General features: G+C 45.5%; 10 protein-coding genes. 4 read left to right on the top strand and 6 right to left on the bottom strand.

Annotated elements, in window-relative coordinates:
• Positions 1-16: 16 nt before the first annotated feature.
• The 4 genes from V202x_RS21515 to V202x_RS21500 form a co-directional block, all read right to left on the bottom strand.
• Positions 17-2,968, bottom strand: coding sequence for a M56 family metallopeptidase (locus V202x_RS21515; protein WP_145178903.1), 2,952 nt, complete (start codon positions 2,966-2,968; stop codon positions 17-19).
• On the bottom strand, positions 2,968-3,384 hold the full coding sequence (locus V202x_RS21510; protein WP_145178902.1) for a BlaI/MecI/CopY family transcriptional regulator: 417 nt from the start codon (positions 3,382-3,384) through the stop codon (positions 2,968-2,970). Before V202x_RS21510 ends, V202x_RS21515 begins: the two co-directional genes overlap by 1 nt.
• A 174-nt stretch (positions 3,385-3,558) precedes the next feature.
• Positions 3,559-5,154 (bottom strand): hypothetical protein, encoded by a 1,596-nt coding sequence (locus V202x_RS21505; protein ID WP_145178901.1) that lies wholly within the window; start codon positions 5,152-5,154, stop codon positions 3,559-3,561.
• A gap of 13 nt (positions 5,155-5,167) precedes the next feature.
• On the bottom strand, positions 5,168-5,695 hold the full coding sequence (locus V202x_RS21500) for an RNA polymerase sigma factor (protein WP_145178900.1): 528 nt from the start codon (positions 5,693-5,695) through the stop codon (positions 5,168-5,170).
• 422 nt (positions 5,696-6,117) lie between these two features.
• On the opposite strand from V202x_RS21500, the gene V202x_RS21495 reads away from it, so the two are divergent.
• From V202x_RS21495 to V202x_RS21480, 4 genes are all read left to right on the top strand, one after another.
• Complete coding sequence (locus V202x_RS21495) at positions 6,118-6,786, top strand: C39 family peptidase (RefSeq protein ID WP_145178899.1); 669 nt, start codon at positions 6,118-6,120, stop codon at positions 6,784-6,786.
• A 285-nt stretch (positions 6,787-7,071) separates the two neighbouring features.
• Positions 7,072-7,899 (top strand): SMI1/KNR4 family protein, encoded by an 828-nt coding sequence (locus tag V202x_RS21490; RefSeq protein ID WP_145178898.1) that lies wholly within the window; start codon positions 7,072-7,074, stop codon positions 7,897-7,899.
• A 633-nt stretch (positions 7,900-8,532) separates the two neighbouring features.
• Positions 8,533-8,904, top strand: coding sequence for a glyoxalase superfamily protein (locus V202x_RS21485; RefSeq protein WP_145178897.1), 372 nt, complete (start codon positions 8,533-8,535; stop codon positions 8,902-8,904).
• Positions 8,905-9,190: 286 nt separating this feature from the next.
• A complete protein-coding gene (locus V202x_RS21480) occupies positions 9,191-10,321 on the top strand; it encodes a winged helix-turn-helix domain-containing protein (protein WP_145178896.1) in 1,131 nt (376 codons plus the stop codon).
• A 34-nt stretch (positions 10,322-10,355) separates the two neighbouring features.
• On the opposite strand, the gene V202x_RS21475 is transcribed toward V202x_RS21480, so the two are convergent.
• Both V202x_RS21475 and V202x_RS21470 read right to left on the bottom strand, forming a co-directional pair.
• Positions 10,356-11,921: a DUF1573 domain-containing protein gene (locus V202x_RS21475; RefSeq protein WP_145178895.1), complete on the bottom strand. Its 1,566-nt coding sequence runs from the start codon at positions 11,919-11,921 to the stop codon at positions 10,356-10,358.
• 1 nt (position 11,922) lies between these two features.
• Positions 11,923-12,912, bottom strand: a complete 990-nt coding sequence (locus tag V202x_RS21470; protein WP_145178894.1) for a hypothetical protein — start codon at positions 12,910-12,912, stop codon at positions 11,923-11,925.
• Positions 12,913-12,916 lie beyond the last annotated feature (4 nt).

Raw genomic sequence — 12,916 nt, 5'->3', positions numbered from 1 at the left:
TCTATCATCTAGGATACTAGTCGTCGGCTGTCTTCGGCAGGAATTGTAAACGAACGGTATCAATCGATTCTAAAGGTTTGTTCAACGAAGCTACGTTAACCACACCCCAAGCTCCGCTACAGTTATAGGAACTGCGTCCGCCCTTCTTTGCTGTGCCAGACTTGAAAGTGAAGTCCAACTGGTGATTCATTTTAATGTTAGCCCAGTAATTCCACATCACTGTTGATTTGGTTTCTGGAGAGCGTTCCTCTTCCGGACGCTCTCTCAGCTCAAAGCCTCTCATTCTGCTACCACAACCAGAGAAGACATTTCCTCGCTGACTTTCGAAATTCACGAGCAACGGGCTAAACAGATCTGATGTCATGTTGCGAGCGGTGCCTCCGATGGGAAACTCGATTACAGGCAATTGTTGTTCCAAAGGGGTTTTACGAGCAGGCAACTGGATCTTTTCAAAGTAGATCGACACTGGCTTGACGTAAGGCAGCAGTTCAAAGTGGTCGATTTCATGCAGTGGCATCATGATACGAATTGGTGAGCTGCCAACACTGATAGAGAACCAACCTTCCTTTAGATTCTGCCTGCGTCCGTCCTTCGACACAACCCATAGCGAAAAACGCGACTGCTTGCTTCCCGTGATGTCAACGATCATCTCAGATGTGCTACTGAGACTCTGCGCTTCTCCATAAAACCCATCTCTTGAACTCCAGCCGCTATGGTTTCCCGCGGTCAGATGTGTGATTTTGAATGAAGCTCCTGCATGTTGCGCGGTTGCGCCGACTTTTGGCTGAATTTTGTAGCGGAAGATATTTTCGTCATAGTTATAGACTTTCAGAACAAGGTCGACAATATTGGGCAACGTATCCCAGATTGAGAATAAGTGAATGTTCGATTTGTCTGTCCAGGTAAAGCCTGCGCCGCTCTGAAACGATTGCAGAGGAATCTTTGTCTGTGAATCAAGAAATTGCACCTCTGCAATCTCAAAACGTGATGGCGCCGGTTCTGAAAGATTGACCAAGGCGTGATCCATAAATTTCGCATTTTTGATATCTGGTAATTCTGTCTGGAGCGAAGGCAGGCTTTTTCCTTTTCCGTTTTCAATTGTGAATGTGCCGTCAGCCTGACTGCGTGCGATTCCTCCCAGCTTGTACGAATTAGGCCCTGATGTGAGTTCGCGTGTGTCTGTTCCTCTCGCGTTGTTAAGCCACTTAGACTCGGCGGCCGTGCCTGTGAAATTTCGGGGTTGTGACCAGGGCCGCCAGACCATGACATCTGGTAATTCGCCATTCAGTGAGTTCGACTTAAACCAGCCGAGATTTTTGAATTCTGCATAATAACCTTCGGGATATGACTGAGTGCTGATGCGATATACGGTGTCGTAGACTGGCAGGTGGACCATGCCTTTTGAATCAGTGATCAAGCCCACAAACTTCAAATTCAGACTGGGATCCAAAGAGTGATTCTGAACTCGATTGCACTCAATTTCTATCTCAGAAATTTCGACTCCTCGAATTGGCTTACCATTGCCGAGTCTATATCTTTGTGAAAGAACAACCGGAGCATTGGCTAGCGACTCATTCAAAAGTTGGGTCGAAAGTTCGAGATCGCCGTTCAGACGGTACCAGGTTCCAAGCAGATACTGTGCGTAAAAACATTTCGGGTGCTCATCCAAAATTGCCTCTAATCTCACACGTGTTTCCAATTGAGAGAATATTCTTTTGTAACTACTCATGCTGAAGTATGTCTGGGCTATCTTTCGGCATTCGTTAATGGTCGCTTCTTCGCTGGCATCGATCTGAAACGAAAGATTCGTCCAACCGAATAGTCCTTCCAGTGTTGTTTTAGTTACAGACTGACGCTCGGGCCGCATACCGGGTAGCATGATGAGAGCCAAAAGTAGAGTCAGGATGATGGCTGGAAAACGCAAGCGATCTGCTCTGAAGAGAGAACCATCCATCAGGCGGCGAATCCGTCGGGCGATGGGATGTTCTCGGTGTACAAACCCTAGAACCAGCGGTTCCGCCAATTTGGTTGATTGTCGGCTTGCGGCATCGATCAACGTTTCACAGTAGCGATCTGGGTTGGCAAGTTGATTGGCTAGCAGGATATCATCACAGCAATCTTCGCGGGTCTCTCGCAGAGATTTTCTGAGCCACCACATCGCTGGATGAAACCACCAGAGAATATTCACCAGAGTTTCGAACCAGCCAATTAATAGATCACGCCGATGGATATGAGCCAGTTCATGTGCCATCACAATGGTAAGTTGATCCGGTTGCAATTCTTCTGCAATGAGACGCGGCATGACAATGACCGGTCGGAACGCTCCCATCGCGAATGGCGCGTCTGTTTTGTCTGAGATGCGCAATTCCGGAAGCGATTTCATTTTTAATTGTTTCGAGATTCTTTTTAGTTCAGACCACAAAACTCCGTCGCTCTGGATGTCACTTTCTCGCATAATTTGTCGTACTAATCGATAGCGATGAATTAGTAATGCTACAAAGACTGCTGTACCGAACAAGTAGATGGACATCAACAGAGTTGACCATGGGAATTCTGTCTTTGGCTTTGAGACTTCAAGCATAGTTGAACGATTTGAACCAGGTTCGGTGATTGTGATATCAGGCTTCACTGCGACCAGGGGGAATTTATTTTCGGTGTGATTGCTGTGTTGTGAAGTTGCTGAAGCATTCGTCGTTGCTGAGTCAACCAAATAGATCGTTTCAGAGCTGACTACTGTGGAACGAATGGGCGAGTAGTGCGAGATGACACCGGTGGGGAGATCCAAGAATGGTGGTGTCACGAATTTTACCAGGACTACGAGCAAAAGTGCATATCGAAGTTGTGAGCTCATGATCCGACGTGTCAAAATTAATAAAACGAACACGAATCCTGCGATGAGCGCTGCCTGCCAACTGGCGTGCAGGATGATATGGCTCAATTCATTGGCAGTTTTATTGAGAACGTTCATCACTGGTTCCCCTTCTTTTTCGACTTTTGCTTTTTGGTCCGAACATCGTCAAGGAGTTGATGCAGCTGTTCGATTTCTTCTTCTGTCGGCTTACGTGTTTCGAAGAACGAAGCCATAAACGAGAGCGTATCACCACCAAAAACGCCTTGAAACAAGTCGTTCATCAGATGCCTGTATGCTTGAGTTGACTCTGGAGTCGAGCGGAAGAGAAACGCCTTGCCTTTATCAGCCTTGCGTTTAGTGACGAGTTTTCTGGACTCCAACCGTTTCAATAACGTCATGACGGAAGAGGGTTCCATCTTCCGAACTGTCCTCAGCGCTTCACAGATCTCTTTGACAGTGGCTTCTTTCAACTGATTGAGACAGACTAGAACATCGCGTTCGGCATCCGGAATTTTTTCTTTTTGATGATTCATTCTTCCATTAATAACGACAAATGTCTTTATGTCAACACTAAAAACGACAAATGTCGTATTATCAGCTTATTGATCGAACAACAACGACAGCCGAGACACTGTCTGCATCCGTGTCGTGTAAACAAAACCCCAAAAGAGACCTGGTTCATTATTATTTTTGCTTTGCGACACCGTTCATTTTGCATCGGGATCGTCTTGGAACTCCACAAAGTAGTGGCTGGTGGTTGTAGAGACAGGAGCGACTCCTATTCCGTCAGATAATTCGTCACCGGTATTTTCGACCATTCCGCGGCGTGCCTGGGTGGCATACCAGCGTCCCTTGGGAGATTTCTTCAGTTTGTCGATCACTGTCGTATGTATCCATCCATTCTGTTCCTTGTTTGCGGTATCTTCCTGTTCTGAGCGAATGACCGTGTGACCTCGCGTCCGGTCGATCCAGTAGGCATATTCTACAGGCGTTTCATAATTTGTTTGAACTCGTACCGTAACCAAATCAGACCCATTAGTGACCGAGACTTTCCGATTCGCATTTGGTTCTCCTCCCATAGCAGGATAGCCAGCGAATTCGGGTAATATGTACTTATAAGACGCAACCAACGATTCTAAGGTTGAATCAGATGTTGGGACATCAGAAAAAGTCAGATTTGCCACCTGCTCTTTCCACCACAAGGTCAAATCGACGTCGTCGGGTGGATCGATATGTTTGGTGGAATAGACTTTCATTTGGAATGCAAGCAGTTCCTCGGGATCAACCTGCTTAATCTCAAGGTCCAATCCATTTCTAAGAACTCGATAGGCATTAACAAGTTGTCTCTGACCATTATTTCGCGTGATTGATTGCAAGACGACAGCAGAATAAGACTCCATCGGCCTCCGACGCATTTCCTCAACATTTGTGAGAATTTTGACCAGGTTCCCCGATGGTAGACGATCTACCAGTTTGGCTGTTCTGGGTACGCCCAGTGCATAGATGTCGGCAGGGCCAGTATTGGGATAATCAAATTCGATCTTCCGTATCCTGTTTTTTCCTTCGACAAAAAACTCCTCTTCCATGGAACGCGGGAGACTCGATTTCGCATCAACACGAAATGTGACGCGATATTCATTGGGAGTACGAGCAGGGTCATTGATTTCAAACCTATAATCGATCCAGCGATGGTTCCCCTCCTGAACTTCCTGCTGTGATTGTTTGACAATCTTTATCTGAGATTTGGGTTGCACAATCTGTTGATTCAAATGCGAAAATGCCTGAAACAAGGTGTTCTGAAAAGCCAAACGTTCGCGATCGTCTTTCCGGGTGCCGACAAGATAGATGAGGTTCTCTTTCGGTTTGTACTCATAGGTATGCTGTTTTCGTAAATCAGCATACCGGGCGGTCTGCCCGGATTTTAATGCGACAACATCACTGTTTGGGGAGAACCAGAGTTCGACTCGCTTCTGCCCTTGGGAATCTTTGATGATACCCCGCATCCAGGGCTTAGCTTGCACAGCTTTGACGACCTGTGCCCAGGCATCTTTATTACCCAGCGTGAAGAACAGAGAAACAATCAACAGTGAAGCGACTACGATTCCACTCACCAGAACTGGCAGACGAGACCAATTTGCAGGAATGACAGAGGGAGAAGTTACATCAGGCTGGGAACTCAATCGGCGACGAAGGACATCAAACTGTGGCCGAAGCCGAGATTCCACATGAGCCGGTACGGGGTCGTTCGATATTTGGTCAAGGATTGAATTGAGGGGGGTCGGTCTGCCATTGTCAGATGTCATGAGACTCTCCGATTCATATTTCAGTGAAATTGGGATTGAGGTGACTAAGAATTTCAGCGAGTTTCTTCTTTCCGCGAGCCACATGTTTGCGGGCGGTTGCCTCTTCACACTCAAGGGCCATAGCGATGTTCTCGTACGGTTCTACCTGGACAAATCGCATGACGAATGCGGTTGCCTGGTTTTCTGAGAGCTGAGCGACAGCCCCCATGATCTCTTTCAACGTCTCTTGTCCGATCGCTTCGTCCTGCGGAGGGATATGTGGCGATGGCAACAGATGAGATAACTCAGAGACGGATTCTCTGTTTTTAAGACGAATCTGTTTCCGAAGTTGGTCGATGGCAGCATTGGCACAAATTTTTAAGATGAAAGCACGCGGATTAGGATGTCGTTCGATTTTCGACCATTTTTGCCAGACTGTCGTGAGCACATCCTGGAGCGTATCTTCAGCATCTTGAGTCGAGCGAAGTACACGCCAAACCGTTGCCAGCATCTTGTCTTCGATAGGACGAATTAAGTTGTCGTAGCTTGTTGGTCGATCCACATGAACCTCACAGCATAATCAGACAGAGATCGAACTCTCTTTAATATAACAGCCGCTCTACTCATGAAATTTGTGGACATCCATTTTCAACTTTCAGAAGAATATATCAGAATTTTCTGATACAGTTGAGTCACAGTTTTCGATTTGGACTTTACGGAGAAACATTGAGGGGGGCCTCCCTCTTTTTACTCTCCTGGATATTGATGTTTTCTCGGTTTCAGTCTTTTAGATACCAACTGGCTAAATAAGTTAAGTGAAATTTGATGTTCAGGATGAGTTTTTCAGACACATGAGATTCAAATTCAGGTATAAAATAGGACTGAGGCAAGATCTTTGTAAATCGAAGAGTCATTTCTTTAAAATTCGCCTCTTTTTTGTCCTGTTTGTGTCTCAGCAGTCGTTCGGATCAAAGGGACCCAGATATGTTCGTACGCTTTGTCATGGTAATTGCTTTTGTCGTACTCAACCCGCTCGTTGAACGGTCATTCGCTCAACAGGAAGTTGCCGTGGATCATGCTGTGGCTCCAGGGAACAGGCAAACTGTGAAACCCGTTAAAAGTGATGTGTTCCTGAAGATTAAACATATTCGCCAAAAAGAGAAGCTTTGCGCAACGGCTTCCGCATCGATGGCATTATCACACTATGGCGTTGAGATGGATCAAGTGTTGATTAAGCAACTGGCGGCGTCTGTGAGCAAGAATCCACAATTTGTCGGGACGTATTACGTCGATTTGGTTAACGGGTTGGCAAAGAAAGGGATTCACTGGAAACGGAATCCACATCCGACAACCTCGAAGGGATTTCGAACGGGATTAAAAACGATTCGTGAAAGCTTGTTTGCAGGTTGCCCCGTCCTCATTGACACAAATCTGGCGCCGAATGGGCATACAATGCTTGTCAACGGAATCGATCCACGACGACGACTGATTTCGGTGATCGATCCGAACCGACCTGCGCCAGGGCAGCGAAAATACACATACAATCAGTTTGAGAAGATCTGGCGGTCAAAGACAGTCAATGTTCGGGGGAGTATTCTGACGTTTCCGCCAGAGAAGAAAAGTGGCCAAAACGAGAATAAGAAGTCGAGCTAGAGATGGCGAGCGATTGGAAGCACACGGAACGACAGTGGTGCGTGACTTTATTAAATCAACGTCAACTCTCGCTGCCCAATGATCCCGATCGTCAGTCTTTGCTAACTTGTCGCCCTGTCATGTCAACTTAGCTGTATTTCTGGATTCAGAAAATATGAGCGTTGTAAGATCTGCTCCCTCAATATTTTCTTGACAATCCAATCTTGATTAAACAAAATTCCACTAACCCTACTCTTACTGGGTTGTAAGAAATCATTCAGTCTCATTCAAGTTGGGCCACTAAAGATGACCATTTCTGTGCAAGACATTTTGTCCCCTCTTGATCCTTATTGGGATCGCATCATTCGTCAACCGATGTCAAGCGAAGCGGTTGACGACTTGGAACAGCAGGTTGGTCACCCGATGCCGGCCCCATTGAGAGACTACTTGATGGCGGTCGGACTCTTTCAGGATTTGACCAATTGGAATACTTCGTCCATTGAGGTCTATGACCGACCTTCGCAATTCATTAACACCTACCAGTACCTCTGCAAGATTCTTCCGCCCGAGAAACAGGATTTCTTTCCTTTCGGTGACGACGGCGCAGGAAACGTGTTTTGCCTGCCGACGGCCGCGGATGTTCCATGCCGGATCCACTTCCTGGATCACGAAACCCGCAAGCTCTCGAAACGCAAGGACTTTGGCGACTGGCTTCAATCGGTTGTCGTCAAGGTGAAGCGGGGCATCCGGCGACGTATCCCGAACGAACACAAAGTATGGTCGGTTCAGTTCTCTTTCAATGGAATTTCTTATGACGAGTTGACGCAACTGCTGGCATCGTTGGGGCAGTTTAGAGAGATCGATTCGGACTGGATGAATCCTGAGACGAGCGACGTCGGTGTGAAATCAGCAAATCGACAGGTCGAACTCAACGAAGATCGTTTCAAGATAGGGAGACTGGAGTACGAGAAATGGGACGGCCCTTCTTTCTCCTTCAACATGATGGAACCGATTGCAGACGGTTTCGAGCACTCCCGTATTCGCAAGTTCGATCGCTCGTTCAAAGAAAAGTGGCCTGGATACCGACTCGTTGACTACGGGCCACTTGATTCGCGAGAACTTGAAAAGGATTAGCAAGAGGGTACTCAAAGCTGTTCGTCACCGCGCAAATGTGGCCCAACAGGTCCATAGAGCGGAGTGGCGAATCACTAACGTCAAAAAATCAGCCAAGCCATATTTACAGAACGAATAGGCCCTGAAACATGTTCTGGTTTTCCCATCTCGGTCACTTTTGTAATTTTATCAATTCAGACGCGCCTCAGTTCAATTTAAGGGAGGCTGTCCCTTATTTCTCTTCGGAACAAAATCCCAAGTCCAACGCGGCCGCAAAACTCTTGAAACGATGCCGAAAGAGTGCTGCCAGTTCCTGTTCGACAGACAGGGAAACATACTCAAGTGCAAGGCAGAAGGCAACCCATCTTGTGATACCGGCGATTGCTGATATCGGGCCACTAATCAAAGTTCTACAAAAAACTTTGTCTCTTATTATTTCATAATTATTCTGCAGTAATTGGTGAGGATAAAGATACCTTGTAACTCGAAGTCGTTCATTTAAAAGGGCGCTACAGTTGTCAATTGACGTTGTAAATTGATGCCTCTAAAATGAGTTCTCTCTTTGCGCGTTCTGAGTAGAAGGCATGAAAATCAGTACGCCGCCAAAATCTTTACAGAGTTGGTTTTGTTTTCCCTTTCGTACAGGAGCACGACATGCCTGACACAGCGAGATTCAACAGTGCCGCGCCATGCCTGTTAGTCCGAGACATACTTCGCTCGCTTGAATTCTACAAATGTGTTCTGGGCTGTGAACCTGGCTACCTGGAAGCCGATCCCCCTGTGTATGCAACGCTTCATCGAGACGATGTCACCATCCACCTCGCTCTTGATCGTGATGGCGATAAGGCGGGGTCGAATAGATGTTGTGTATTTGTCACCAATGTGGACGCTCTGTACGAGGCCTGTATTGCTGCGAGTGCGAAGATTACACGAAAGATCGAAGACTCACCATATGGTCTGCGGGACTTTAATCTCTCTGATCCCGACGGCAACGAGATTCTATTCGGTGAACCCTTCCGAAAGTAGCCCCAATAGTGGTTCGATGCTTTGCGGATACCTAAAAGAGACCTGATCCAATAATTTTTTCTGAATTAAAGAATCCTGGTTTCTTTTTTCCATCTTAACAATAAAGAAATTGTTTTTAGGAAAAAGAGAATCGAAGTCAAGTTCTTACTTGAGGTTTCACACTTCGTTTTCTACGCTCTCGTTGACGTGTTCTACGCAACTTTATCATTCTCAGGCAGGTGCAGAATGAACGATGCCTGATTGTGTCGATCAATTATTCTTTTAGGTTCTCTAAAAAATCCCCGAGATGAAAACCATCAAGTTGCCATTGAAATCCGCACAGCGTTTGATGGTGGCTAGTCAGAAGCTGACAGGACCCGCTTTAGATCCCGTGCAAATCATTGAGCATCTGGGGTACGTTCAGATTGATACCATCTCTGTCGTGGAACGTGCTCATCACCATGTGTTCTGGAGTCGAAACCCAAAATACAGTCCAACCGACCTGGACAATCTCATTGAATCACGAGATGCGTTTGAGTATTGGAGTCATGCCGCCTCTTACCTGCCGATGAAAGACTACCGGTATTCTTTACCACTGAAGAAAGAATTTCAAAAACGCGAGGCTTCCTGGTACCCCAAAGACCTGAAAATGATGAAACAGGTTTTAACCAGGATCCGCAAAGAAGGTCCGCTGCGATCCAAAGACTTTGAGATGACAAAGAAAGGCAAATCGGGATGGTGGGATTGGAAACCAGCCAAAAAAGCGTTAGAGAGACTGTTTCTTGAAGGCAAGCTGGAAATTACCCGCCGAGAAGGGTTTCAGAAAGTATACGATCTCCCCGAGAATGTGATTCCCGGTTCTGTAGACACGACACTACCCAGCGAAACCGACTATGCCCGATTTCTGATTCAAAGAACGCTGCAGCATCATGGATTAGCCTCTGTAAGCGAAATTGCCTACATGCGCAAAGCGCAAACCAAGAAAACCGTTTTGACGACCCTCAACGAAATGGTGGCCGCGGGAGAGATATCACAAGTCGCCGTAGAAGGAGTTGACGAGCCTTATTTTGCTCTCAGACAAGCATTAGAGAACATCCCCAGAGTCGGCCCTAAAATTCACATTCTATCCCCGTTTGACAATTTGATCATTCAAAGAAATAAGCTGATCACCTTGTTTGATTTTGATTATAAGATTGAATGCTACGTTCCTGCACCCAAAAGAAAGTATGGCTATTTTTCGCTACCGGTCCTCCAGGGCAGCCGCTTTGTTGCCCGGATCGATTGCAAAGCAGATCGAAGCAAGCACAAGCTGATCGTTCAATCCATTCACTACGAAAAAAATGTAGATCAGAGTTTATTACAGAAAAAAATGAAATCAAAATTATTGGCATTCGCCAAATTCAATGGATGCAACGCAGTGGAATTCAACGTGAAATGAGATATGGAATACCAAAAAGAGACCTGGTCTATTATTAATTTGTTTTTGGTGGCATAAATAAAGCTACAGGCACAGAAACCTCAGCCCCCCCCTCGAGCATAAATACGACAGTTTGATTTACGGGAGCAGTACCAGCAACAATGTCGGAGGTCTGCGCCGTAATTACATACTTTTTGTTTGCAGATTCCGATTCATCTTCCGGCCTAACCTTCAATGAGTTCTTGCCATCCGACCACATTTTTACGACTCGAATTTCCTGTTTCGAATAGCTATGCAATTGAATAGATACGCTACCAGTACCTTCTGGATCAAGTGTAATCAATGCTACGCGCGGGACTGGGCGTACATCTTGCACAACTACACCTTCTACAAACACTTTATGTGTTTTGAGGACGCCATTAACTTCGAGAGTTATATAGACCACTCCTTGATAAGCACCTAATGGACACATCTTATTCGCTTCAAACGAAACCTGTACCTCATAATCATCAGATTTAGTATGGAATCCAGCGAGTGATGCAACACGGCCGGTGTCCTTTCCTATCAACTCGTAGGAAATCGAACAGTTCAAATGTTCTCCTACATTTGAATCAGGGTTAGGCACAAAACGAGTATCAAGTATCTTAGCACCGTTGAATCCAGGATCGGCTACGTAAAACTTTTTGGATGTATTATTTCCCCGAGGTAAATCCTCAAAACTAATTGCATCACTGGAGATTACACGGGCTCTTGGTATCCCTCCTGCCATCGTCAGCATAGATATCGGATTTCTCAATTCGTTTGTCTTTACAGTCACATATTGCTCTACATATCCTTCTTTATTCTTAGTGTCTAGTCTCACTTCGATGTGGGCAGACTCACCAGGACTAAGCTGCTTTTTACTTAGGTTATAGTCTAGGCAGCCACAACTCGTTTGAACTTCATAAACAATGAGGTCTTTATTGCCAATATTACAAAATGAAAACCGATAATTAACAACAGGAGTATCTTTTACGATTCCTTGGTCAAGAAAACACTTGTCCCAATCGATTAATGATCCTAAAGGAATCTCGTGGTCAGGAATTATTTGGGAAGAAATTACTAAAGTCTCCCCATCCCATACTCCTTCCAATTTTTCACGTGACCACCACTGTGCCGGGCGTTTAGGTTCATAAACCCGCAACCCAACACTCTTAATAATGTCGTACCGTTTCTCACGCGGGTCCACTGTTATAAAATGGTCCCCCTTTACAAATAATACTGCTACGCCGTCTAATAGGCTCAATTCATCCCAGTTAAGTCGTTGGATCCTGGCCCTAACCCGACTGTCACTATTAGCAATGCTTTCTAGCTCTGCAAAAGTTACACCTCGGTGCGTCACTTTGCATTTAGAGGCAATATCCGACTGAGAGCTACTAATACCAAGAAGTCCCAAAGCAACAAACAGGCTCACGGGACCACACATCACATCCTGATATTTGGGGTCAGATGGATTAAGCTGAGATGTTAGTTCTGTGTGTGGTAAATCTGTAACGGTAGTAAATAGTCTCAATATAATGCCAGAAGAAACACCAATGAAAACACACGCACACACGATTACCCAAAGGTGTAAGTGTTTCATATTAAGGATCCTTAATATTTGTTTGCTGACGTTTCCACAATATGTAGTAGACTAGCATGGCACCAAACACAACCAAATTCACAATAATTAGCCACCACATTCTATTAGATTTCTTTAAGGTAATTGGTGTCTGTTTGGATGGCCGGAATGGCTGAGTGACTATTGGCGGTGAAACACGATAATCATGGACTGTTAATGTTGAGATTTGGTTACCTACAACAGCTTGCTGAGTATCAGAATATAACTGCTCGTCGAAACTTTCGACCACTGGCTCAAATGTGAAATACTCTGTCTCAACATTCCCAATTGGGCCCCAATGATTAATAGTAGCTGTTTTAGGAATGCAGTAGGCTCCACTCCACACAGTTCCTTCATTTTTCATCTCTACATTGATGCGGTCGGGATATCGATCTCGATAAAACCGCGCTTTCCTAATCATCCAAGATGCGTTAGGCTCAATCTCAAACTCCCACCGGCCAACTTGCAGTTCATTTTTCTTTCCCAGTGCTGATACACGAATAAGGCCGTCTGCAGAATGTTCGACTTGAGTAACTTTATCAATATGTTTTGAAAAGAAACGGCCCAAAGACCACAAAACAGCTCGTCTCGGAGCAAGTGGTCCCTCACCTCTAGGTGCAAATAAGGATGAATTGTGCATTTTTCCCGTATCAGTCACTTTGCCGCTGGGAGTTACTGTAATAACTGTATCTTCATAGTGATTTCCTGAGAGATCATGTCCCCAATATCCCCATTGCTTGGTTCTCAGTGGAATTCGTAAAACTTCATCAGAATTCGATAGTTTCTTAGGGCGTTTAGGTCTGGATTTAGGATTTTGGTACTTTGGTTTCTCGTAATCGATCACCTCCATTAAATATCCAACACGATCACCACCAAAGGTCAGTCTCCAGCTGCGACTCACTTCAAACACTGAACGACTACGACGGTGCCGGTCTTTGCTTTGTCGAGTTCCCGAAACAGTAAAACCAGACATATAA

Origin of the sequence: Gimesia aquarii (assembly GCF_007748175.1) — a bacterium.
Lineage (GTDB): Bacteria > Planctomycetota > Planctomycetia > Planctomycetales > Planctomycetaceae > Gimesia > Gimesia aquarii_A.
This window is presented reverse-complemented; position numbering and strand designations above follow the sequence as displayed.